18 protein-coding genes are annotated in these 23,829 nt (G+C 70.1%); 6 read left to right on the forward strand and 12 right to left on the reverse strand.

Going from position 1 to position 23,829, the window contains the following annotated elements; translation table 11 throughout:
* Positions 1–2: 2 nt before the first annotated feature.
* The 7 genes from alaS to aspS form a co-directional block, all read right to left on the reverse strand.
* A complete protein-coding gene (gene alaS / locus OG947_RS01330; RefSeq protein WP_328812952.1) occupies positions 3–2,675 on the reverse strand; it encodes an alanine--tRNA ligase in 2,673 nt (890 codons plus the stop codon).
* A 9-nt stretch (positions 2,676–2,684) separates the two neighbouring features.
* Positions 2,685–4,046, reverse strand: coding sequence for a replication-associated recombination protein A (locus OG947_RS01335; RefSeq protein WP_027505246.1), 1,362 nt, complete (start codon positions 4,044–4,046; stop codon positions 2,685–2,687).
* A 7-nt stretch (positions 4,047–4,053) separates the two neighbouring features.
* The gene (locus tag OG947_RS01340) at positions 4,054–5,226 is read right to left on the reverse strand and encodes a kinase (protein WP_204867560.1); all 1,173 of its coding nucleotides are present in this window, start codon (positions 5,224–5,226) and stop codon (positions 4,054–4,056) included.
* Between the two features lie 237 nt (positions 5,227–5,463).
* The gene (locus tag OG947_RS01345; RefSeq protein ID WP_056444737.1) at positions 5,464–6,366 is read right to left on the reverse strand and encodes a transglutaminase family protein; all 903 of its coding nucleotides are present in this window, start codon (positions 6,364–6,366) and stop codon (positions 5,464–5,466) included.
* On the reverse strand, positions 6,363–8,990 hold the full coding sequence (locus tag OG947_RS01350) for a circularly permuted type 2 ATP-grasp protein (protein WP_328812953.1): 2,628 nt from the start codon (positions 8,988–8,990) through the stop codon (positions 6,363–6,365). The genes OG947_RS01345 and OG947_RS01350 overlap by 4 nt, the downstream gene beginning before the upstream one ends.
* Before the next feature lie 56 nt (positions 8,991–9,046).
* A complete protein-coding gene (locus OG947_RS01355) occupies positions 9,047–9,970 on the reverse strand; it encodes a DUF389 domain-containing protein (protein ID WP_328812954.1) in 924 nt (307 codons plus the stop codon).
* Positions 9,971–10,019: 49 nt separating this feature from the next.
* Complete coding sequence (gene aspS / locus OG947_RS01360) at positions 10,020–11,840, reverse strand: aspartate--tRNA ligase (RefSeq protein WP_222631023.1); 1,821 nt, start codon at positions 11,838–11,840, stop codon at positions 10,020–10,022.
* Positions 11,841–11,984: 144 nt separating this feature from the next.
* Between aspS and ypfJ the strand changes: the two genes are divergently transcribed.
* Both ypfJ and OG947_RS01370 read left to right on the forward strand, forming a co-directional pair.
* Complete coding sequence (gene ypfJ / locus OG947_RS01365; RefSeq protein ID WP_027505242.1) at positions 11,985–12,902, forward strand: KPN_02809 family neutral zinc metallopeptidase; 918 nt, start codon at positions 11,985–11,987, stop codon at positions 12,900–12,902.
* 41 nt (positions 12,903–12,943) lie between these two features.
* Positions 12,944–13,723, forward strand: a complete 780-nt coding sequence (locus OG947_RS01370) for an MBL fold metallo-hydrolase (RefSeq protein WP_328812955.1) — start codon at positions 12,944–12,946, stop codon at positions 13,721–13,723.
* Between the two features lie 9 nt (positions 13,724–13,732).
* Here OG947_RS01370 and OG947_RS01375 read toward each other — a convergent pair whose 3' ends face one another.
* A complete protein-coding gene (locus OG947_RS01375) occupies positions 13,733–14,770 on the reverse strand; it encodes an Rv2578c family radical SAM protein (protein ID WP_328812956.1) in 1,038 nt (345 codons plus the stop codon).
* A 124-nt stretch (positions 14,771–14,894) separates the two neighbouring features.
* On the opposite strand from OG947_RS01375, the gene OG947_RS01380 reads away from it, so the two are divergent.
* From OG947_RS01380 to OG947_RS01390, 3 genes are all read left to right on the forward strand, one after another.
* Entirely contained in the window at positions 14,895–16,160 is a 1,266-nt protein-coding gene (locus OG947_RS01380) for an FAD-binding domain-containing protein (RefSeq protein ID WP_328812957.1), read from the forward strand.
* 193 nt (positions 16,161–16,353) lie between these two features.
* Positions 16,354–16,857, forward strand: a complete 504-nt coding sequence (locus OG947_RS01385; RefSeq protein ID WP_328812959.1) for a DUF3237 domain-containing protein — start codon at positions 16,354–16,356, stop codon at positions 16,855–16,857.
* A 3-nt stretch (positions 16,858–16,860) separates the two neighbouring features.
* Complete coding sequence (locus OG947_RS01390) at positions 16,861–17,544, forward strand: TetR/AcrR family transcriptional regulator (RefSeq protein WP_328812960.1); 684 nt, start codon at positions 16,861–16,863, stop codon at positions 17,542–17,544.
* Here OG947_RS01390 and OG947_RS01395 read toward each other — a convergent pair.
* From OG947_RS01395 to OG947_RS01405, 3 genes are read right to left on the reverse strand one after another with little or no spacing between them, the layout of a single operon-like run.
* Complete coding sequence (locus OG947_RS01395; protein WP_027505236.1) at positions 17,534–18,160, reverse strand: hypothetical protein; 627 nt, start codon at positions 18,158–18,160, stop codon at positions 17,534–17,536. The two genes, OG947_RS01390 and OG947_RS01395, sit on opposite strands and share 11 nt — an antisense overlap.
* A gap of 2 nt (positions 18,161–18,162) precedes the next feature.
* The gene (gene hisS, locus OG947_RS01400; RefSeq protein ID WP_328812961.1) at positions 18,163–19,452 is read right to left on the reverse strand and encodes a histidine--tRNA ligase; all 1,290 of its coding nucleotides are present in this window, start codon (positions 19,450–19,452) and stop codon (positions 18,163–18,165) included.
* Positions 19,449–20,117, reverse strand: coding sequence for an MBL fold metallo-hydrolase (locus OG947_RS01405; protein WP_027505234.1), 669 nt, complete (start codon positions 20,115–20,117; stop codon positions 19,449–19,451). Before OG947_RS01405 ends, hisS begins: the two co-directional genes overlap by 4 nt.
* Positions 20,118–20,308: 191 nt before the next feature.
* Between OG947_RS01405 and OG947_RS01410 the strand changes: the two genes are divergently transcribed.
* Positions 20,309–21,181 (forward strand): peptidylprolyl isomerase, encoded by an 873-nt coding sequence (locus tag OG947_RS01410; protein WP_027505233.1) that lies wholly within the window; start codon positions 20,309–20,311, stop codon positions 21,179–21,181.
* Between the two features lie 98 nt (positions 21,182–21,279).
* On the opposite strand, the gene OG947_RS01415 is transcribed toward OG947_RS01410, so the two are convergent.
* Positions 21,280–23,781 (reverse strand): RelA/SpoT family protein, encoded by a 2,502-nt coding sequence (locus OG947_RS01415; RefSeq protein ID WP_328812962.1) that lies wholly within the window; start codon positions 23,779–23,781, stop codon positions 21,280–21,282.
* Positions 23,782–23,829: the final 48 nt, after the last annotated feature.

A 23,829-nucleotide genomic window follows, 5' to 3' on the forward strand; every position in this document is an offset into this window, starting at 1 on the left:
CGTCAGGAGTTCCCGGCGATCTCGGTGACGCGACCGAGCAGAGCCTCGATCGCCGCCGGAATACCCGACGCGTCGGACCCGGCTCCCTGCGCGGTGTCGGCCTTACCACCGCCGCGGCCGCCGATGCTCGGACCGAAGGCACCCACCAGTTCACCGGCCTTCACGCCGAGTTCCTGCGCGGCCTTGGTCGTCGACACGACGAACGGCACCTTGCCGTCGACGTCTCCGAGCAGCGCCACCACCGCGGGCTGCGTGCCGAACCGGCCGCGAACGTCGCCGACGAGGGTGCGCAGATCCGCGGCACCGACGCCGGCCGGCGCGGGCTCCGCGACGACGAGCAGCGACCCGACCCGGCGCGCCGTGTCGACGTAGGACCCGGCGGACGAGAGCACGGCGGCGGCGCGAGTGGCCTCGAGCTCCTTCTCGGCGACGCGGAGCCGTTCGACGAGGTTCTCGATCCGCGCGGGCACCTCGTCGGTGGGCACCTTGAGCGACGAGGCGACACCGGCGAGCAGCGCGCGCTCCTTGGCGAGGTACTTGTACGAGTCGAGGCCGACGAAGGCCTCGACGCGTCGCACGCCCGACCCGACCGACGACTCTCCGAGGAGCGTCACCGGGCCGATCTGCGACGAGTGCTGGACGTGGGTGCCGCCGCACAGTTCCATCGAGAACGGTCCGCCGATCTCCACGACCCGGACCTCGTCGCCGTAGTTCTCACCGAACAGCGCCATCGCCCCCATGGCCTTGGCGTCGTCGAGATCGGTGACGAAAGTGTTGACCGCGAAGTCGGACGCGACGGCGTCGTTGGTGACGGACTCGATGTCCTCGCGCTGCGACTCCGACAGCGCACCCTGGTACGTGAAGTCGAACCGCAGGTAACCGGGCTTGTTCAGCGATCCGGCCTGTACCGCGTTCGGGCCCAGGATCTGGCGGAGTGCGGCGTGCACCATGTGCGTGCCGGAGTGTCCCTGGGTGGCGCCGCGGCGCCACTGCTGGTCGACGTGCGCGGTGACGACGTCGCCCTCGGTGAGCTGCCCCTCGTCGACGGTGACCTTGTGCACCCACACGGTCTTCGCGATCTTCTGCACGTCGCCCACGGTGACACTCAGTCCCGGGCCCGTGAGGGTGCCGATGTCCGCGAGCTGTCCGCCGGACTCGGCGTACAGCGGGCTGCGGTCGAGGATGACCTCGACCTTCTCCCCCGCAGCGGCGGTGGGCACCCGCACGCCCCCGGCGATGATCGCGAGAACCGTTGCCTCGCTGTCCAGCTCGTCGAAACCGGTGAACTCGGTGGGACCACGGTCGACGAACTCCTTGTACACCGTCAGGTCGGTGTGCGCGTGCTTGCGCGACTGCGCATCGGCCTTCGCACGGTTACGCTGCTCCGCCATGAGCGTGCGGAATCCGGCCTCGTCGACCTGCAGGCCCGCCTCGGCCGCCATCTCGAGTGTGAGGTCGATGGGAAAGCCGTACGTGTCGTGCAGGACGAAGGCCTCGTCACCGCTGATGCGGGTGCCGCCGGACGCGGTCACGGCCTGAGCAGCGTTGTCGAAGAGGCGCGATCCGGACGTGAGGGTCGCGAGGAACGCCTTCTCCTCGCCGACGGCGACGGACTCGATGCGCGCGAAGTCCTCGACCAGTTCCGGGTACGACTCGGCCATCGTGTCGCGGACGACCGTGACGAACCGCGCCATCGAGGGGTCCTCGGCACCGAGCAGGCGTGCGCTGCGCACGATCCGGCGCAGCAGACGCCGCAGCACGTAGCCACGGCCGTCGTTGCCCGGCGTCACGCCGTCGGCGATGAGCATGACCGCGGTGCGGGCGTGATCGGCGATGACGCGGAACCGTACGTCCGCGTCGTGGTTCTCCCCGTACCGACGGCCGGACAGTGCCTCGGCCTCGGTGATGACGGGACGGACCAGATCGGTCTCGTAGACGTTGTCGACGTCCTGCAGCAGGAACGCCACGCGCTCGACACCCATACCGGTGTCGATGTTCTTGCGCGGCAACGGCCCCAGGATCTCGAAGTCGTCCTTCGACGTCCCCTGTCCGCGCTCGTTCTGCATGAACACGAGATTCCAGATCTCGATGTAGCGGTCCTCGTCCGCCTCCGGACCGCCCTCCTTGCCGAACTCGGGTCCGCGGTCGTAGTAGATCTCCGAGCACGGCCCGCAGGGTCCGGGAATGCCCATGGACCAGTAGTTGTCGGCCATGCCTCGACGCTGGATGCGCTCGTCGGGCAGACCGGCGACGTCCTTCCAGATCCGGATGGCCTCGTCGTCGTCGAGATACGCTGTGGCCCAGATCCTCTCGGGATCGAAGCCGTAGCCACCGTCCTCGACGGACAAGGTGAGCAGTGACCACGCGAAGCCGATGACCTCGCGCTTGAAGTAGTCGCCGAACGAGAAGTTGCCGGCCATCTGGAAGAACGTGTTGTGGCGGGTGGTCACGCCCACGTTCTCGATGTCGCCGGTGCGCACACACTTCTGGACACTCACGGCACGCGCGAACGGCGGGGTGCGCTGCCCGAGGAAGTACGGGACGAACTGCACCATGCCGGCATTGATGAACAGCAGATTCGGGTCGTCGAGGACCAGCGAGGCGCTGGGGACGGGGGTGTGTCCCAGCTTCTCGAAATGGTCGAGGAAACGACGGCGAATCTCGTGAGTCTGCACGGAAACACCCTAGCGCGCGAGAGCACGCACGATTCTGCGGAGCTTGCCGACGCGCGTCTCGAGGTCGCGCTCCGCTCCGTGGTTGGTGGGCCGGTAGTAGTCGGTGCCCACCAGCTCGTCGGGCGGGTACTGCTGGGCGAGCACACCGTCGGGGTCGTCGTGCGGAAACTTGTAGCCCACCGCGTTGCCCAGTGAGGCGGCTCCCGTGTAGTGCCCGTCGCGCAGGTGCGGCGGCACGGCGCCTGCCTTCCCCGCCGCGATGTCGGCCATCGCCGCGGACAGCGCGCTGGTGACGGCACCGGACTTCGGTGCGGTGGCGAGGTGGATGGTGGCCTGGGCGAGGGCGAGCCGCGCCTCGGGCATGCCGATCGTCTGCACCGCCTGCGACGCCGCCGTCGCGACCAGCAACGCGGTGGGGTCGGCCATGCCGATGTCCTCGCTGGCGTGCACCACGAGCCTGCGGGCGATGAAGCGTGCGTCCTCACCGGCGGTGATCATCCGGGCGAGGTAGTGCATTGCCGCGTCGACGTCGGAACCGCGGATCGACTTGATGAACGCGCTGATGACGTCGTAGTGCTGGTCTCCGTCCCGGTCGTACCGCACTGCGGCTCGGTCGACACTCTTCTCCACGGTCTCGAGATCCACGGTGCCGCCCGCACCCGCCGTGTCGGCGGCCGCCTCGAGCGCTGTCAGACCCCGTCGAGCGTCACCGCCGGCCAGCCGCACGAGATGTCCGAGCGCCTCGTCGGTCACCGTCACCGACCCGCCGAGACCGCGCTCGTCCGCCAGGGCCCGCGTGAGAACCTCGCGGATGTCGTCGTCGGTGAGCGACCGGAGCTGCAGCACCAGGGACCGTGACAGCAGCGGCGACACGACGGAGAACGACGGGTTCTCCGTCGTCGCGGCGACGAGCAGCACGATCCGGTTCTCGACGGCGGCGAGCAGGGCGTCCTGCTGGGTCTTGGAGAACCGGTGCACCTCGTCGATGAAGAGCACGGTCTGCTCGTTGTTCAGCAGCCGGCGACGCGCCAGGTCGATCACGGCCCGGACGTCCTTGACGCCCGCGGAGAGCGCGGACAGGGCCTCGAACTTGCGGCCGGTGGCACCCGAGATCAGGGACGCGAGGGTGGTCTTGCCGGTGCCGGGTGGGCCGTAGAGCATGACCGACGCTGCCCCGGACCCCTCCACCAGGCGGCGCAGCGGGGCACCCGGGGTGAGGAGGTGGCCCTGGCCCACGACCTCGTCCAACGACCGCGGACGCATCCGCACGGCCAGCGGCGCACCCGGTGTGCTCGCACGCGGGGACGGGACGAACGCGTCCCCGTCGGGAGCAGCGGTGTCGTCGTCGAAGAGGGAGTCGTCGGCGCTCATCGGACGGTCAGGACGCGGCGGCGGGCCACCGCGCCGCGAGTGCCTGCCGGACATCGCCTGCGAAGTCCGCGAGATCGTGGTGCCCGACGAAGCGCGCGTACTCCGAGAGGATGGACCACCGCGTGGTCAGCGCGGCGGCGCGGGGCACCGAGAGATGGTGCCGACGCAGTGCGGCGTTGCGGGTGTCGTCGTCGGGGAGGAACCAGTGCGTCGTGAGCCAGGCCCACACCAACTGGGCGTCCAGCAACTTGGCATGCAGCACGTCGTCGTCGGCGAGGTGCGGCCAGATTCCGACCACTTCGGCGCGCCACGCATCGACCATGGCCTCGGCGCGTTCCGGCGTGAGATCGAGACGGCACAGGCAGCCGGGGTAGGACAGGAGCGTGTAGGCCACGTCGAGAGTGGCGTCCCGGAAGCCGCCCCACTCGTAGTCCAGGAATCGCACGCCCTCGTCGTTGACGATGATGTTGTCCGGGCACAGGTCCGACGGACTGAAGGCGCGGTGTCCGCCGGAACCGAAGAGTTTGGCCGCGCGGGCGACGGCGGCGGCGACCGCGGGCGGCACCTCGATGCCGAGATCCGCGGCGAGCATCGCCGGGACGTCCGACTGGGCCACCGCGACCTGATCGGCCAGCCCGTCCCGAGAATCGGCGACGCCGGCGCGACCGAGGAGCGCCCCGAAATCCTCCTCGCGGCCGAACGTGGCGGCGTGCATCCGCCCGAGTGCCTGGGCCAGAGCCATGAGCGAGTTGGTGACGGACGACGGATCCGGATTCGCGATCAGACTGGTGAACGGCGCGGCGTCCCCCAGGTCACTGAGGACGAGGAGCCGTTCCTTCAGGTCGTACGCGATGAGGGACGGACCGGGACGGGTGTGCGTCGCGAGGGCGGTGGCGAACTGGTACGAGACTGCTTCGCGCAGGAACGCCGTGTGGTCCCCGGCGCCGAGACCCGTGCGGGACACCGACTCCGTGGACGTCTCGCGGACCTGCTTGATCACGAGCGTGCGGGGCAACTGGAACGGGTTCTCGGCCACCCGGACACGGATGACCACGGTGCGCCCGCTGCCGCCGAGATCGACCGGATCGACCAGGGTCACCGACGCTCCCGTGCGTCTGGTGAGGAGTTCTCGTGCTGCTGCCACTGCTTCGGTGATCGGATCTGCCAACATTGCCGTCATCGATTGTCCGACCCACCTCGTCCGTGAACGGGCAGGTCATTCCTCGTTTCCGTACTCGTGTCGGCCCGCGAGGGCCGACTGTGGTGCTGTGTGCGTACTGCGGGAGCAGGATCGGGTTCCCCGCTCCGCAGTCGATGAAACGGGCTCGCCGTGCGGTTTCTCGACCCTATCGCACTCCCCCGACAGCTCGGGGGCTACGGCGGGACCGCGGTGCCCACGGACAGGCAACGACCGAGGTCAGACCGCTCGGACGATCGGCGCGACGTCGACCGACACGGCGATCCGGCTCCCCGCCGACTCCGTGTAGATGATGCCGCGCAACGGCGGGACGTCGTCGTAGTCGCGCCCCCACGCCACCGTCACGTAGCGCTCGTCCACCCATTGATCGTTGGTCGGGTCGAAGGCCAGCCACGAGCCGTCCGGTGACCGCACCGCCGCCCAGGCGTGGGTGGCGTCCACGCCCACCATGCGTTCCTTGCCCGGCGGCGGCTGAGTGGCGAGGTAGCCGGAGACGTAGCGCGCGGCGAGGCCGTGCGAGCGCAGGCACGCGACGGCGACCCGTGCGAAGTCCTGACACACACCGGTCCGAGCGGCGAGGACGTCCGCGACGGTCGTCGAGATGGTCGTCGACCCCGACAGGTAGGCGAAGTCGGTGTGGATCCGGTGGTTGAGGTCGAACACCGCCTCCACCAGCGGGCGGCCCTCGGTCAGCGAGAGCGCGGCGTACTCGTGCACCTCGTCGGTGATCTCCGGTGGCACGAGATCGAGCACGAAGTCGACGTCCAGGGCCCCGTCGACCCCGGTGGGACGAGCACTCTCCCACGCCGTCGTCGCAGCCCGGGTGGTGAGGCGAGCGGGGTCGGGAGGGTCCACGGCGACCAGGGCGCGCGCGGTCACGCACAACCGGTCGTGATCGGTGGTGACGTGGAAGTAGACGTCCTCGTTCCCGAAGAGGTCGACACCGGTGGACCGGTCGGTCGGCGTCGGCGTCACGGTGACGGAGGCGTCGAGACACCGCTGCTCCGAGGTCGAGCGCGGGAAGAGGTGGCCGCGGCCGTACGACGACGACACGGTGCCCTGATAGACGTACTCGGTGCGGTGGGTGATGGCGTACCACCGCGCACCCTCGTGATCGGTCACGACAACACCCGTCCGCCGCCGCGTCCCCACAACGGCTGCGTGCCGCCGGGCAGCGTCAGGTGCGCCGCGGTGATCGACTCGGAGAGGTCGAGCAGATCGGTGTGCACCGACCGGACGACGTCGTCGAACTCCGATCGGGTCCCGGTGGAGTCGACGTCCTCGAGATCGGACGGGTCCACTCGGCGCAGCGTCGCGACGATGCGCTCGAGCGCCCGATCGGTGCGGGAGGTCCCCGTCGACCCGGGCAGCGACGCCAGGTTCACCGCTGCTCGTTCCACCGAGTGGATGACCGAGCGCGGGTTGCCGCCGTCGAAGAGCACGAGCTCGGCCACGGCGCCCACCTCGGGAGCACCGCGATAGCGGCGCCGGTAGGTGACCGACGAGTCGGCGGCGTTCAGCACCGCCCCGAGCACGGCCTGCTCGACGGCCGGTGGGCGTGCGGTGCCCACGGTCTCGGCGAGCAGGGCGGTGATCTGCAGAGCGCGCTCGATGCGCTTGCCCGTGTCCATGAGGAACCAGCCCGGATCGTGCACCATCGACTCGGCCGACAGACCGGCGACGGCGAGCATCGACCCCACGACACGGCTCTGCGTCGACCAGAGCCCCGCCTCGTCGGACACCGGCGACGCCGCACACTCGGCGAGCGCGGTGTCGAGCCGGTTGAACACCGCCCAGGTGTCCTCGCCCAGCTGATCCCGCACCGCGCGGGCACACGTCTGCAACGCCGCCACGGCGTGCGCGAGCGAACCGGTGCGCCGCGTCCGCACCGTCAGCGACCGGAACTCCGCGAGCAGGTCCGACCGCGTGGTCGCGGCGCGGAACCCCGGCGCCGTCGCGGTCACCGCGGTCACCGCGTCGAGCACCACGGCCAGGGCGACGTCCGTGTCGGACCGCGCCTGCTCCCCGAACGGCGTCTCGCCGCGATGATCGCGGACCATCTGGTTCGCGGCCACCAGCAGGCGGGCCGTCGCCTCGGCACGCTCGCCGTAGCGACCCATCCAGTACAGGTCGTCGAGCACACGCGGCGTGCTCACCGAGTCGATGACACGGGGACGGCGTCCACCCATCGGACGCGGTGCGTCGACGGCGCTCGACACGTCCGGCTGATCCGACCGGCCGCGACGCTCGGCCAGCACCCACACGTCCTTGGCAGCGGTCGTGGCCATGGGCTCCGACGGCGGATCCGTGACCAACACCTGGGCGAGACCGCCCGTCATCGGGGTGTAGCCCCGGCGCCCGGCCACGTCGAACAGTCGGATGCCGACGGGCCTCGGCAGCACGGCGGCGTCGTGCCGGCGATGACCGACCGGCCCGACGGGCGACGTCGCCAGGTCCGGTATCGCCCGCGCCGCCCACCCCGTCGGGTCCGCCCCGATCCGCCGCACCAGCTCGTCCCGTTCGCGCATGGACAGCGCGGGACCGACGACGCTCTCGTGCGAACCGATCGCGTACACCACGAGCGAACCGATACGAGAGACGATGTGCGACAAGCCGTGTGGATCCCCCGCCCAGAAGGCCGGGACCGAGTCGAGCAGGGGCTCCTCACCGAGCAGCGCCCGGCCCAGCTCCGGCAGCCGTCCGAACAGCGCCGCGTTCTCGAGGACGCCGCTGCCGATCGTGTTGACCACGGTGACGGCTCCGCGCCGCGCGACCTCGAGCAGTCCCACGACACCGAGGCGTGACTCGGGGCGCAGGTCGAGCGGATCCACGTAGTCGTCGTCGACACGGCGCACCACGACGTCGACGCGGCGCAGGGTGCCGAGCGAGCGCATCCACAGGGCGCCGTCGCGGACGACCAGATCGGCGGACTCGACCAAGGGGAATCCGAGCACCGAGGCGAGATGCGCCTGGTCGAACGCCGTCTCCGACCAGACACCGGGACTGAGCACCACCACGAGCGGATTCTCGGCGGCGGCAGGCGCCACCTCGACGAGGGCCACGCGCATCGCACCGACGTAGGTGCTCGCGGGACGGGGCGCCACCCGGCCGAAGACAGCCGGTACCGCGCGCGCGACGATCGACCGGTCCGCCAGGGCGTAGCCCGCGCCCGACGGCGCCTGGGTGCGGTCGGAGAGGACTCGGAACTCGCCGTCGGTGCATCGGGCGATGTCCGCCGCGTGGAAGAACAGCTGATGTGGGCCGGGGATGGTGATGCCGTGCGCGGCGCGGAGATAGCCGCGATGCCGGAAGACGATCTCCGGCGGCAGCAGACCGCGGCGGATCAGGGTGCGCTCGCCGTACAGATCGGTGAGCACCGCGTCGAGGATGCGCGAGCGTTGCAGCATGCCGGCCTCGAGCCGGTCCCAGTCCGGCGCCGACACCACCGTCGGCACCACGTCGAGCTCCCACCGCGCACCGGACTGCGTCGACGACGGCGATTCGGACGACGCGTCCGCCGTGTCGTTGTAGGTGATGCCGGAGTCGTCCACCAGACGGCCCACGCGCAACTGTGCGGCGGCGAGGTCAGCCGGGGTCACGTCCTCGGCGCCGGGGAGGGCCGCCCAGCGCTCTCGTAACCGCGGACCACCGTCGACGGCGTTCTCCACGAGGTCGTCGTGGCCGTCCGGACGGATCTCGTCGAGGTACGCCGCGAGCACGGGGGACGTGGCCTCACCCTGCTGCACGCAACTCCCCCTCCGCAGACGACCGGCACCGCGCTCGGCGCACGTCCGCGAGAAATCTACCTGTCCGCCTGTGCCCGAGCCGATCGCCGGTGCAGGGAGAGCACGAAGGTCGCCGCGACGACGATGCCGAGGAGGTTGATACCCAGCTGTCCCGCGGACAGAGCGGCGATGCGCCAGCTCCCCACCGTGGCCGCGACGACGGCGAAACCTGCTGCCGGAACGGTGGTCACGGAGATGAAGACCCCGACCAGGGCGGCCGATTTTGCCGACACCAGCGCGAGCATGCCGGCGGCGCCGGCGAGCAGAGCCACGACGAGAGAGAACGGACCGACCTGGTAGATGAAGTCGACCTGCTGCAGGTCGTCCATCGCCTCCGGTCGGATCCATCCGAGGGCCTCGGCCCCGAACGCCCCCAGCGCCGTGATGACCATCGCGGTCGGGAAACCCACGAGCAGCGCCAGCAACGATCGACGGATCAGTGATCGCTGACGACGCACCAGGCCGACCGACAGCGCTGCCAGCGGACCGAACTCGGGTCCCACCACCATCGCACCGACGATGGTGACCGGCGAGTCGGTCACGACGCCGATGGCCGCCAGCAGCAGCGCGATGGTCAGGAAGGCGACGAACGTCAGGGTGAGGGACGATTCCTCCCGCGTACGTCCGACCAGTTCGTCCCAGACGATCGAGTCGTCCGGGTCACCGGGCGCGTCCTGTTCCGCGGTGCGCGCCGCGTCCGACAGCACCGTCTCCACGGGTTGCATGGTGATGGCTCCGTCGTGGGTCAGGCGCAGCGAACGCAGACCGTCGAGAACCTGATTCGCGCACTCCCGCACGACGACGGCGTCCACGGCGTCGCCCTCCGGGCGCACGGCGGCACCGCGCAGAACGACGACGTGAGCGACGCCGGGAGTCTCGTCGAGCACCCGCAGCACCTCGTCGGTCCGGTCCGCCGGACTGACCACCCTGAGGTTCTGCATGCACTCTCCGTCCGCGCGTCGTCGACGCGTGACCGGCGACGCCTCGACCCTAGGTCGTGGGGCCCTCCGACGCGGGCTTCTCGCCCGATGCGCCACCCGGCGTCTGACGAGGAACCGGCTTCGCGTCGATACCCGACTCCTTGCGCTGCGCCGGGGTGATCGGAGCCGGCGCGTCGGTCAGCGGATCGACGCCGCCGCCCGACTTCGGGAATGCGATGACCTCACGGATGGAGTCCACTCCGGCCAGCAGGGCCGTGATGCGGTCCCAGCCGAAAGCTATACCGCCGTGGGGCGGCGCACCGAAGGCGAAGGCGTCGAGGAGGAAGCCGAACTTCTCCTGCGCCTGCTCCGCGTCGATGCCCATGATCGCGAAGACGCGCTCCTGGATGTCCTTGCGGTGGATACGGATCGAGCCGCCGCCGATCTCGTTGCCGTTGCAGACGATGTCGTACGCGTAGGCCAGGGCGTTGCCGGGGTCGGTGTCGAAGGTGTCCATCGACTCGGGCTTCGGCGAGGTGAAGGCGTGGTGCACGGCGGTCCACGAGCCGGAACCCACGGCGACGTCGCCGCTGGCGGTGGCATCGGACGTCGGCTCGAACAGCGGCGCGTCGACGATCCAGACGAAGGCCCACTCGTTCTCGTCGATGAGGCCCTGCTTGCGGGCGATCTCGCCGCGGGCGGCACCGAGCAGTGCGCGCTGCGCCTTGGCGGGGCCGGCCGCGAAGAAGACGCAGTCACCGGGCTTCGCGCCGACGTGGGCGGCGAGTCCGTCGCGCTCGGCGTCCGACAGGTTCTTGGCGACGGGACCACCGAGGGTGCCGTCCTCCTGGACCAGGACGTACGCGAGGCCCTTGGCGCCGCGCTGCTTCGCCCAGTCCTGCCACGCGTCGAGCTGACGACGCGGCTGCGACGCACCGCCCGGCATGACGACGGCGCCGACGTACGGCGCCTGGAAGACGCGGAACGGCGTCTCGGCGAAGTACTCGGTGCACTCCACGAGCTCGACGCCGAAGCGGAGATCGGGCTTGTCGGAACCGAAGCGGCGCATCGCGTCCGCGTAGGTCATGCGCGGGATGGGTGTGGTGATCTCGTGGCCGATCAGGTTCCACAGCGAGGTGAGGATCTCCTCGGCGAGGACGATGACGTCGTCCTGCGTGACGAAGCTCATCTCGACGTCGAGCTGAGTGAACTCCGGCTGCCGGTCGGCGCGGAAGTCCTCGTCCCGGTAGCAGCGGGCGATCTGGTAGTACCGCTCGATGCCGCCGACCATGAGCAACTGCTTGAACAGCTGCGGGCTCTGCGGGAGTGCGTAGAAGCTTCCCGGCTGGAGTCGCGCGGGAACCAGGAAGTCGCGGGCACCCTCGGGGGTCGAGCGTGTCAGCGTGGGCGTCTCCACCTCGACGAATTCGTGGTGGGCCAGGACGGACCGTGCCGCCGCGTTGACCTTCGAGCGCAGTCGGATCGCATGACCGGGTCCGGCGCGACGCAGGTCCAGGTAGCGGTACTTGAGCCGCGCTTCCTCGCCCGGAGTCTCGTCCAGCTGGAACGGCAGCGGCGCGCTCTCGCCCAACACCTCCAGCTCGGTCACGTTCACCTCGACGGCGCCCGTCTGGATCTCGTGGTTCTGGTTGCCCTCGGGGCGGAGCTCGACGATGCCGGTGATCTTGACGCAGAACTCCGACCGCAGGCGGTGCGACTGCTCGGCCGCCGGACCGTCGCGGAACACGGCCTGGACCACTCCGGAGGCGTCACGCAGGTCGATGAAGATGACTCCGCCGTGATCGCGCCGTCGAGCGACCCAACCGGTCAGGGTGACGTGTCGGTCCGCGTGCTCGGCTCGAAGCGAACCGGCGAGGTGCGTGCGCAGCACAGGAGTCCTTCCAGAAGTAGACGAATACAGCTGGTGATCCTACGGACCATTCGAGCCCACCCCGACGCCGGGAGAAACAGCGCTGTGTCGGTGGTGGCCACGTGCGAAGCTGTGAGCCGCACACGCCGACGAAAGTGGTGACTCATGACGTTCGACCCCGACGCCAGGATCGACTCCTCCCGGGTTCGACGGTCCTCCGGTGGCCGCGGCAAGGGCATCGCCGTCGGCGGCGGTCTCGGCGGCATCGTCATCGTGGTGATCACCCTGCTGCTCGGCGGCGACCCGTCGTCGGTGATCGGGCAGCTCGGCGGCGGTGAGGCCACGTCGCAGGACTCGGGCAGCGGCGCCATCGAGAACTGCGACACCGGGGCCGACGCCAACGCGAATGTCGACTGCCGGGTCACGGCCACCGTGAACAGTCTCGATCAGGTGTGGGACGCCGAGCTGGCGGCGCAGACGGGCGTGCCGTACGAGCGCCCCGAGGTCGACATCTTCTCCGGTCAGGTCTCCACCGGGTGCGGCGCCGCGACGTCCGACGTCGGCCCGTTCTACTGCCCCGCCGACTCCACCGCGTACTTCGACACCGGATTCTTCCAGGTGCTCGTCGACCAGTTCGGATCCAGCGGCGGCCCGCTCGCGCAGGAATACGTCGTGGCCCACGAGTTCGGCCATCACATCCAGAACCAGCTGGGCGACATCGGCCGGGCGCAGGCCGACCCGAACGGACCCGAGTCCGGCGCCGTGCGCACCGAGCTCCAGGCCGATTGTTACGCCGGCGTGTGGGCGAACAAGGCCGACGACGTTCCCGCACCCGGCAGTTCCGAGCCGCTGCTCGATCCGCTCACCGACCAGGACGTGTCCGACGCGTTGTCGGCCGCGTCGTCCGTCGGCGACGACCGGATCCAGCAGGCCTCGACGGGCCGCGTGAACCCGGAGGGCTGGACCCACGGCTCGTCCGACCAGCGACAGGCGTGGTTCGACGCCGGCTACCGCACGGGAGCTGTCGCCGCCTGCAACACCTACGACGCGTCGGATCTGAACGACCCGTCGTCCGTCCGCTGATGTCGTCCCGCACGGAGCTGCCGGTCTGTGAGACGTGTGGCGTGCAGTTCGACCGCGTCGAACTGCACGAGTGCCCGATCTGCACCGACGAGCGCCAGTACGTCGGACGCGGCGGCCAGCGGTGGACCACCGTCGCCGAGGTGTCGGCGTCGCACCGGACCGTGGTGCGCGAGGAGTACCCGGGCCTGTGGGGCATCGGCACCGAGCCGACCTTCGCGATCGGTCAACGCGCGCTGCTGGTCCCCGGCGACGGCGGAAACCTGCTGTGGGACAGCATCACCACGATCGACGACGCCGCGATCGCCCGTGTCACCGAACTGGGCGGCGTGTCGGCCGTCGCTCTGTCCCACCCGCACTACTACAGCGCGATGGTCGAGTGGAGCGAGGCCTTCGGCGACGTGCCGATCTACGTGCACGAGTCCGACCGTGCGTGGCTGCCCCGCGCCGGCAACATCCGCACGTGGTCGGGCGACTCCCTGGAGATACTGCCGGGGCGGACGCTGATCAACACCCGGGTGCACTTCGCGGGCGGTTCGGTGCTGCACTGGCCGGGCACCGACGGCCGCGGCGCGCTGTGCACCGGGGACATCGTCCAGGTGGTGTCCGACCGCCGATGGGTCTCGTTCATGTACAGCTACCCCAACCTGATCCCCGAACATCCCGACACGATCCGCCGGACGGTCGCCCTCCTCGAGAACGTGGCCTTCGAGCGCATCGTCGGGGCGTGGTGGGACCGGGTCGTCGAGGAGGACGCTCACGGCGCGGTGGTCCGCTCGGCTCGGCGCTACCTCGAGCACATCGGCGTGACCCCCGGCTTCTGACCGGTCGACTCAGAACAGGGTCATCGCCGGTTCCGGAGCGGGTTCCGCGGGAGCTGCCCTGGCCACACGCCGCGCACCGGCCGGATCGAGCCCCGTCAGAGAGTGCTTCTCCCGCAACGGTTCCACCTTGTCGCGGAGCCACTGCTTGTATTCCGGGCTGACGTACGCCCCGCGTCCGTAGAGCACCCGGTAGCGGCGCACGAGAGCCGGATGATGCTCGGCGAGCCAGCTCATGAACCACTCCTTGGTGCTGGACCGCAGATGCATCGGCAGCGCGGTCACACCGGTCGCGCCCGCCTCCTCGAGAGCCGCCATCAGGGCGCCGAGGTGTTTGGGACTGTCGGTCAGGAACGGGATGACGGGCGCGATGAGCACGTGGCACGACAGACCCGCGTCCGTGATGGCCCGGATCATGTCGAGGCGAGCGCGCGGTGACGGCGCCCCCGGCTCGAGGGACTTCTGCAGATCCTCGTCGTGAAAGGCGAGACTGACACTCACCTGCACATTCACCTGCTGAGCGGCGAGGGTGAGCAGCGGCAGATCCCGTCGCAGCAGCGTGCCCTTGGTCAGAATCGAGAACGAGGTGCCGGACTCGGTGAGCGCCCGGATGATGCCCGGCATGAGCTCGTAGCGACCCTCCGCGCGCTGGTACGGGTCGGTGTTGGTGCCCAGGGCGACCGGGTCACGTTTCCACGAGGCGCGGGCGAGTTCCTTGCGCAGCACCGAGACGATGTTGGTCTTGACCACGATCTGCGAGTCGAAGTCGCGGCCCGCATCGAGGTCGAGGTACTCGTGGGTCGGCCGGGCGAAGCAGTAGCGGCACGCGTGCGAGCACCCGCGCGCGGGGTTGATGGTCCAGCGGAACGCCAGCGCCGATTCCTCGGGCACCCGGTTGAGGGCGCTCTTGCAGAGCACCTCGTGGAAGGTGACGCCCTCGAACTCGGGCGTGCGGACAGTGCGGACCAGACCGGCACGCACCAGCCCGGTGCGCTCGAGGCCGGGAAGCGCCCCGTCGGGAGCGTCGAGTGTCTGACCGTCCCACCGCATGACCCCTCCTGTTCTCCGGCGACCCCGGCACACCGATGCCTCGAACACACGATCGATCGACGATTCGCAGACAGTCGAACATCCGTTCTATCGAGGTGTCAACTCTTCGGTAGTGTCGGTGGACATGGCCCTCCTCCCGACTCCCCCGTCACCTGCTGACGGCGCCCGGTCCGACGATGTCGTCGCCTGGGTCGCCGAGCACCTCGGTGACCTCACCCTCGAAGAGCCCGAGGAGATCCGGGCGGGCGGTCTGCGCGGCGGACAGTCGGCAGCCGACGCCGCTCTCGCGAGCCTGGACATCACGGGCTACGCCCGGTCCCGCAGCACGGTGGAACCGCCGTCGCGGCGCGGGGCGAGTCGCATGTCGCCGTACATCCGGCACGGCCTGCTCACGCTGAGCGAGGTGTGGGACGCGGTGGCGGACGCGCCGACCCGGGACCGGTCTCGTTACCGCGACGAGTTGCTGTGGCAGGAGTACGCCCGCCACCTGTACGCACGGGTGGGCTCGCACCTGGGGGCGTCACTCACGCGCGAGCAGCCCCGTCCGGCCGTCTCGGCGCACGACACCTGGTCCGACGATCCGTGGCCGGCCCGGATGCGCTGCATGGAGTCCGTCGTCGACGAGCTGCACGAGGACGGGTGGCTGGTGAACCAGACGCGCATGTGGCTGGCGTCGCAGTGGGCCGTGCGGGCCGGCGCGACATGGCGGGACGGCGAGGACGAGATGTTCACCCATCTCCTCGACGGCTCGAGGGCGGCCAACCGACTCGGCTGGCAGTGGACCGTCGGTACCGGCAGCGGCAAGGTCTACGGGTTCAGTCGTTGGCAGGTGGAGAAACGCGCACCCAGCCTGTGCCGATCGTGCGCGCTGTCGTCAGCGTGTCCCATTCAGGACTGGCCGACGGCCGCTCTCGGCCCGTCGGTCGACGGACCGAGCCTGGCCACCGGCGACACCCCGGCCGGCCCCGCGGACACCGTGGGTGAGGACGGCGACGAGGTGTGGCTGACGGCGGAGTCGCTCGGCAGCGCGGATCCGGCCCTCGCGGCCGACGACGCCCGCCCCGCGGTGTTCGTGTTCGACGAGCCGCTGCTCCGACGGTTGCAATTGTCCGGCAAGCGACTGGTCTTCCTCGCCGAGACACTCGGCGAGCTCGCCGCCGTCCGGCCTCTGGAGGTACGGCGCGGACGGGTCACCGAGGAGCTCGCCGGACGGCGCCTCGCCGCGACCCACGCCCCGGTACCGGGGTGGGCACGCATCGCGGCCGCCCTCGATCCGGTGGAGGTGCACCCGTGGCCGTGGTTGGTGCGTCCGACCCGATCGTCGGTGCGGTCGTTCAGCGCGTGGCGCCGGGCGTCGGAGCGGGGAGGGCGGAGCCCGGCCGGGAAGTAGGCGGGGAGGGCGGAGCCCGGCCGGGAAGTAGGCGGGGAGGGCGGAGCCCGGCCGGGAAGTAGGCGGGGAGGGCGGAGCCCGGCCGGGAAGTAGGCGGGGAGGGCGGAGCCCGGCCGGGAAGTAGGCGGGGAGGGCGGAGCCCGGCCGGGAAGTCGGCAGGAGGGCACCAGGTGGATCGGATACGGTCGAGCGCGTGACCGAACCCACGGACCCGTCCGCGTCGATCGAACCGACCGCTCCCACGCTCGAGCCGCTGCTGCGCATCGTGTTGCGCACCGCGGATCCGGTGCAGCTCGGCGACACTCCCGTCGGCGCGGAGTCCGTGGCACCGGTCGTGGGTGGTGTGCTGAGTGGGCCCGGGGTCGAGGCCGTCGTCCGCGCCGTCGGTGCCGAGCACGCCCACGTCCGAGCGGACGGATCGACCACGTATTCCACCGACCTGTTGGCCGACGTCAAGTCGGACGACCCGGGCGCCGTGATGCGGTTGACGCTGAACTCCGTACGTTTCGGATCGGCCGAGGTCGTCGAGGCCCTCGATCGCGGGGAGGACGTCGAGTCCGCTCTCTACTACTTCCGCGGCACCCTCACGGTGTCCACGTCGATCCGGACGCTCGCCTACCTGAACAGGGCCGTGATCGTCACCTCCGGCTCGCGTCAGGGCACCCAGTCCGTGGTCGACGCGTTCCTGGTCACGTAGTCGATGACCACCACCGGTGCCGGGCGTCCCCGGCTCACCACCCGTAAGCGACCGGGAGCCACGGCGCGGGAGGAGATCCTCGACGCGGCGGCGGAGTTGTTCACGACGCGGGGTGTCACCAGCACCTCCACCCGCATGATCGCCGACGCGGTCGGGGTCCGGCAGGCGTCGCTGTATCACCACTTCGCCACCAAGGACGACATGCTCGCGGCGCTGCTGGTGGGGACCGTCGACGCACCCCTGGCCTGTGCGCAGGCGCTGCGCGACGCCGCGGCCGACGCTCCGAGCGCGCTGTATGCCCTGGTGTGGTTCGACGCGGACCAGCTCATGACCTCGCAATGGAACCTCGGCGCCCTGTACCTCGTCCCCGAACTGCGCAGCGCACGGTTCGAACAGTTCCGCACTCGTCGCTCCGACCTCATGGCGCTCTACGCCTCGCTGTCGCGGGACGCTCTCGTCGATATCGGCACGCTGGTGGTCTCCGAGGAACTCATACCCCTCCCGTTCCGCATCGTCGAATCGGTGATCAGCACCCGGTCCGATGCGGAATCGACGCGGCACTCCCTCGCGACGCCCGACACGATCGCCGACGCCGCGGTGCGCGTGCTGGGGTGGACGGGCTCGACGGCGTCGCTGCGTGACACGGCCACGACACTGCTCGACGCCGCTCGGCCGATCAGTCGGTGAGAGCCGCGACCTCGGCGTCGGTGAGCACGGTCGCCGGGGCTCGCCCGGACGTGCGGACCACGTCGATCGCCCGATAGAGCGGGCGCTCCGACAGCCCGGCCTCGCGGGCTTCGGCGCGAAGCTGGGTCACCAGTACCGACGACAGCGCCAGAGCCGACGCGAGCGGGGACGAGGCCAGTCCGTCCGCCACCGCGCGCAGCGCGATCGGCTGCAGTTCGCGACCGCCGTCGGTCGTGTACATCGCCACGCCGACCGTGACGTCGCCGGACGAGTCGCCGACACGGATCAGCACCTGGCTGACGCGCGCGACCCGCACGAGGACCTCGACCTTCGTCGCGTCCGACAGGTTGACCCGTCGCACGCGGAACGACCCGCGCCGGCTCACCACACCGTGATCGATCCACACGCGTCTGCGGCCGCCCGACACGACGGCGAACCCTGCCGTGGCGACGAGCGCAGCTCCCAGAGCGACACCGACGTACGGCGAGATCAACAGTCCGGCGACGACACCGAGCACGGCACCGACCACGGCGAACACCGCACCGGCGACGCGGAGCCGCGGAACGATGAGCTCCGGCGGCACCAGATCGAGCGCCACCAGCCCTCTGTCGGCCATGGTCAGCTCACTGGCGACAGCGTGGCACACACGCGAGCGGTGGCCTCGGACAACGGGATCGACGACTGCTCGCCGGTCGCCAGGTCCTTCAGGCCGATCTCTCCGGCCTCGAGATCGCGATCACCGAGCACCAGCGCGAGGCGGGCACCGGAACGGTCGGCACCCTTCATGGCGCCCTTCATTCCGCGGTCGCCGTAGGAGAGGTCCACGCGGACGCCGGCGGCCCGAAGTTCCCGGGCGATCACCGCGAGACGCAGCTTGGCCTCCGGACCCATGGGCACGCCGTACACCTCGCACCGGGCCGTCGACGCGGGCGCGACGCCCTCGGCCGCGAGAGCGAGCACCGTGCGGTCCACGCCGAGACCGAAACCGATGCCCGACAGGGGCTGCCCGCCGAGCTGCGCCATGAGGCCGTCGTACCGTCCACCGCCGCCGATGCCGGACTGCGCACCGAGACCGTCGTGGACGAACTCGAAGGTGGTCTTCGTGTAGTAGTCGAGACCGCGCACCATGCGCGGATTGACCACGTACGGCACGCCCATCGCGTCGAGATGGGCACGCACGGTGTCGAAGTGGACGCGAGCCGACTCCGACAGGTGGTCCATCATCAACGGTGCGTCGGCCGTCATCTCACGGACGTGCGGTCGCTTGTCGTCCAGGACGCGGAGCGGATTGATCTCGGCGCGGCGACGCGTGTCCTCGTCCAGCTCGAGACCGAACAGGAAGTCCTGCAACAGCTCCCGGTACTGCGGGCGGCAGGTCTCGTCGCCGAGCGAGGTGAGCTCGAGCCGGAAACCGGTGAGACCGACGCTCCGGAAGCCACTGTCGGCCACGGCGATGACCTCGGCGTCGAGCGCAGGATCGTCGACCCCGATGGCCTCGACGCCGACCTGCTGCAGCTGCCGGTACCGACCGGCCTGGGGGCGCTCGTAGCGGAAGAACGGGCCGGAGTAGCTGACCTTCACCGGGAGCGCTCCGCGGTCGAGACTGTGCTCGATGACCGCGCGCATCACGCCGGCGGTGCCCTCGGGTCGCAGCGTGACACTGCGGTCACCCTTGTCGGCGAAGGTGTACATCTCCTTGCTCACCACGTCGGTGGACTCACCCACGCCGCGTGCGAACAGCGCCGTGTCCTCGAAGATGGGGAGCTCGATGTGGCCGTAGCCCGCGGCCCGGGCAGCGGCGGTGAGACCGTCGCGCACGGCCACGAAGGTCGCGGAGTCGGGTGGCAGGTAGTCCGGGACGCCCTTGGGGGCGGCGAACGGCTGGATGCGCTGTGTGTCGCCGGTCATCGCACACCACCGAGTCCCACGAGGAACGGGTTGCTGCCGCGTTCCGCGCCGATGGTGGTGGACTCGCCGTGTCCGGGCAACACGGCGGTCTCGTCGTCGAGGCACAGCAGGTGCTCGGCGATCGAGGCGAGCAACTGCTCGTGATCGCCGCCGGGCAGATCGGAGCGGCCGATCGATCCCGCGAAGAGCGTGTCCCCCGAGAAGATCACCTGCTGCTCGCCCCCGTCGAGACGGAAGACGACGGAGCCACGGGTGTGACCGGGCGTGTGCGCGACGGTGACACCGAGTCCGGCCACGTCGAGAACGTCGCCGTGCGCCAGTTCCACCACCGTCGCGGGCTCCTCGAAGGTGGAGTGCGCGATCAGCGGCGCCAGGACCGGGCCGATACCGGACGCCGGATCGGTGAGCATGTGGCGGTCGTCGGGATGGACGTACAGGGGAATGTCGAAGCGCGCGCACACCGGCGTCGCGTCCCACATGTGATCGAGGTGGCCGTGCGTGAGGAGCACTGCGATGGGCGTCAGGCCCGCGTCGTCGAGGAACGAGTAGAGCGGCGCCGCGGCGTCCTGGCCGGGATCGACGACGATGCAGTCCGTCCCCTCGTCCCGACTGACGACGTAGCAGTTCGTCTGGAACATGCCGGCGGGGAATCCGGTGACACGCACAGTGAAGGACTCCTCATGCTTTGCGGTGCAGCGATCCGCGATCGGACGAATGCCACCAGCGTAGGCGGTGCGACCGGGCGCCCCGGAACGTGGGGCAGGCACCTCGGCCGTCCACCGGGTCAGGTGCCTCTCAGGGAAGCCTGGCACACTTCTGCTGCTCACCCGCTCCAGCGAGAAGAGGAACGCCAACCGTGCCGACGAACGAACAACGACGTGACGCTGCCAAGCGCAAGCTCGAACGCCAGCTCGAGAACCGTGCCGCTCGGGCGCGACGACGCAAGCAGGCGACCATCGCCGCCGCCGTCATCGGACTGGTCGTCGTCATCGGCGGCGTCGCTGTCGCCATCGGTGTGACACGCGGCGACGACGACACCGCCGTCGAGGCCTCCGACTCCCCCACCAGCGAGAACGCGACTCCGGAGGGCATGCTGCCCGCCGGCCGCTCGGAACCGCTGCCCGAGACCGTGAGCTGCTCCTACCCTGCGGGCGGCACTGCCGCGAAGCCGGCGAACGCTCCGCAGACCGAGAACGTGCCCACCACGGACGACAACGTCAGCGTCAGCATGGACACCTCGCAGGGTCCGATCGGCCTGTCGCTGGACGCCACGAAGGCGCCGTGCACCGTGAACAGCTTCGCCTCGCTGGCCGGGCAGAACTATTACGACGCCACTCCCTGCCACCGTCTGACCACGGCCGACAGCCTGAAGGTCCTGCAGTGCGGTGACCCGACCGGCGCCGGAACGGGCGGCCCGGGCTACCAGTACGCCAACGAGTTCCCCACGGACCAGTACGCCGACGATCCGGCCGCGTTGCAGTCGCCCGTCCTGTACCCCCGCGGAACCATCGCGATGGCGAACGCCGGCGCCGACACCAACGGCAGCCAGTTCTTCCTCGTGTTCGGCGATTCGCAGCTGCCCCCGAACTACACGGTGTTCGGCACGATCGACGAGACCGGCCTCGCGACGCTCGACAAGATCGCCGCAGCGGGCGTCGAGGGTGGCGCGCAGGACGGTGCGCCGGCTCTCGCGACCACCCTGAACACGGTGCGGCTCGACCTGGCCTGACGGCTCACCCCGCACACTCCCGCGAGTACGCCGACAGTGTCGTGATTCCGGACGGGATCACGACACGTCGGACGTACTCGCCGGGGGTGTGTCGAGCTCTAGGCCGCCGAGGTCAGGCGGTACACGTCGTACACGCCCTCGACGTTGCGCACCACGTTGAGCACGTGGCCCAGATGCTTGGGATCACCCATCTCGAAGGTGAACTTCGAGATGGCGACCCGATCGCCCGAGGTGGTCACCGACGCCGACAGGATGTTGACCTTCTCGTCGGCCAGCGCCTTCGTGACGTCGGAGAGCAGACGGTGGCGATCGAGTGCCTCGATCTGGATCGCGACGAGGAACACCGACGACGGCGACGGGGCCCACTCGACCTCGATCAGCCGCTCCGACTGCGTCTGCAGCGACCCGGCGTTGGTGCAATCGGTGCGGTGCACGCTCACCGAGCCACCGCGGGTGACGAAGCCCATGATGTCGTCTCCCGGCACCGGGGTGCAGCACTTCGCCAGCTTGGCGACGACGCCGTCCGCACCCGACACCATGACCCCTGCGTCGCCGACGCGGCGCGGACGGGTGGGAATGGTGGACGGGGTGGACCGCTCGGCCAGTTCCTCCTCGACATCGCCGACACCGCCGAGGTGAGCGACGAGACGCTGCACGACGTGCTGCGCCGAGACGTGGTTCTCCCCCACCGCGGTGTAGAGAGCCGAGACATCGACATACCGCAGCTCGTGCGCGATGGCCGACATGGACTCGCCGTTCATCAAGCGCTGCAACGGAAGTCCCCCGCGCCGCACCTCCTTGGCGATGGCGTCCTTGCCGGCCTCGAGCGCTTCCTCGCGACGTTCCTTGGCGAACCACTGGCGGATCTTGGTCTTCGCACGCGGCGACGCGACGAAGGTGGCCCAGTCGCGGCTCGGTCCGGCTGTCGGGGCCTTCGAGGTGAAGACCTCGACCACCTCGCCGTTGTCGAGCTGACGCTCCAGCGCGACGAGGCGCCCGTTGACGCGGGCACCGATGCACCGGTGCCCCACCTCGGTGTGCACGGCGTAGGCGAAGTCCACGGGACACGATCCGGCGGGCAGGGTCACCACGTCGCCCTTGGGGGTGAAGACGAAGATCTCCTTGACCGCGAGGTCGTACCGCAGCGACTCGAGGAACTCCCCCGGATCCGCGGCCTCCCGCTGCCAGTCGAGTAGCTGGCGCATCCACGCCATGTCGTCGAGCTCCGTCGCGTCACCGGAGTGACGGCCCTTCGTCTCCTTGTATCGCCAGTGCGCGGCGATGCCGAACTCGGCGGTGCGATGCATGTCGCGGGTGCGGATCTGCACCTCGAGAGGCTTGCCCTCGGGACCGACGACCGTGGTGTGCAGCGACTGGTAGACCCCGTAGCGCGGCTGCGCGATGTAGTCCTTGAACCGTCCGGCCATCGGCTGCCACAGCGAGTGGACCACGCCGACGGCGGCGTAGCAGTCCCGGATCTCGTCGCACAGGATGCGCACGCCGACCAGATCGTGGATGTCGTCGAAGTCGCGGCCCTTGACGATCATCTTCTGGTAGATCGACCAGTAGTGCTTGGGCCGACCCTCGACCACGGCACTGATGCGGGAGGCCGACAGGGTCGCGTTGATCTCGGCGCGCACCTTGGCGAGATAGGTGTCGCGTGACGGGGCCCGGTCGGCGACGAGGCGCACGATCTCGTCGTACTTCTTGGGGTGCAGGATCGCGAACGCGAGGTCCTCGAGCTCCCACTTGACCGTCGCCATGCCGAGGCGGTGCGCGAGAGGTGCGATGACCTCGAGGGTCTCCTTCGCCTTGCGCGCCTGCTTCTCCGGCGGCAGGAAGCGCATCGTACGCATGTTGTGCAGCCGGTCGGCCACCTTGATGACCAGCACCCGCGGATCCCGCGCCATCGCGATGATCATCTTGCGGATGGTCTCGCCTTCGGCGGCGGTGCCGAGCGCGACCTTGTCGAGCTTCGTCACGCCGTCGACGAGATGGGCGACCTCGTCGCCGAACTCGGTGCGCAGCTGGTCCAGCGAGTAGCCGGTGTCCTCGACGGTGTCGTGCAGCAGCGCCGCGACGAGCGTCGTGGTGTCCATTCCCAGCTCGGCCAGGATGTTGGCGACCGCGAGCGGGTGCGTGATGTACGGGTCACCCGACTTGCGCATCTGCGTGGCGTGCCGCTCGTCGGCCACGTCGTACGCGCGTTGCAGCAGCCCGAGGTCCGCCTTCGGGTACATCGACCGGTGGGTGCCGGCCAACGGCTCGAGCACCGGCTTGACCGCGGTGTTGCGCTGCGCGGTGATGCGGCGGGCCAGCCGCGCACGAACGCGCCGGGACGCGGACGACGGCGCAGTGGGGGTGGCGGAGGAGGGTGCCGGATCGGGCACGGGCTCCGCGGCGGGTGCGACCGGCTCCGGTGTCAGGGCATCGGTGCGCGCTGTCGGATCGGCAGGCTCCGCCCTGGAGGGCACGGGCTCCGTCGCGGCCTCGTCAGCAGCAGCGTCGGCAGGCAGGACGGCGTCGGACGGCAGGGACTCCCCCGCGGCAGGCGGCACTGCTGCGGACTCCTCGGCGGTACGACCGATGTATCGCGTCATGATCGACACCTCCTCAGCTGCTCGAGAGACCCGACTCTATCCGCCGTC

The organism is Rhodococcus sp. NBC_00297 (assembly GCF_036173065.1).
Lineage (GTDB): Bacteria > Actinomycetota > Actinomycetes > Mycobacteriales > Mycobacteriaceae > Rhodococcoides.

Coding starts and splice junctions, on each gene's coding strand:
- OG947_RS01335 (WP_027505246.1), bottom strand. CDS start 4,046: ATGAGCGCCGACGACTCCCTCTTCGACGACGACACCGCTGCTCCCGAC.
- OG947_RS01340 (WP_204867560.1), bottom strand. CDS start 5,226: ATGACGGCAATGTTGGCAGATCCGATCACCGAAGCAGTGGCAGCAGCA.
- OG947_RS01355 (WP_328812954.1), bottom strand. CDS start 9,970: ATGCAGAACCTCAGGGTGGTCAGTCCGGCGGACCGGACCGACGAGGTG.
- ypfJ (WP_027505242.1), top strand. CDS start 11,985: ATGACGTTCGACCCCGACGCCAGGATCGACTCCTCCCGGGTTCGACGG.
- OG947_RS01375 (WP_328812956.1), bottom strand. CDS start 14,770: ATGCGGTGGGACGGTCAGACACTCGACGCTCCCGACGGGGCGCTTCCC.
- OG947_RS01380 (WP_328812957.1), top strand. CDS start 14,895: ATGGCCCTCCTCCCGACTCCCCCGTCACCTGCTGACGGCGCCCGGTCC.
- OG947_RS01390 (WP_328812960.1), top strand. CDS start 16,861: ATGACCACCACCGGTGCCGGGCGTCCCCGGCTCACCACCCGTAAGCGA.
- OG947_RS01395 (WP_027505236.1), bottom strand. CDS start 18,160: ATGGCCGACAGAGGGCTGGTGGCGCTCGATCTGGTGCCGCCGGAGCTC.
- hisS (WP_328812961.1), bottom strand. CDS start 19,452: ATGACCGGCGACACACAGCGCATCCAGCCGTTCGCCGCCCCCAAGGGC.
- OG947_RS01415 (WP_328812962.1), bottom strand. CDS start 23,781: ATGACGCGATACATCGGTCGTACCGCCGAGGAGTCCGCAGCAGTGCCG.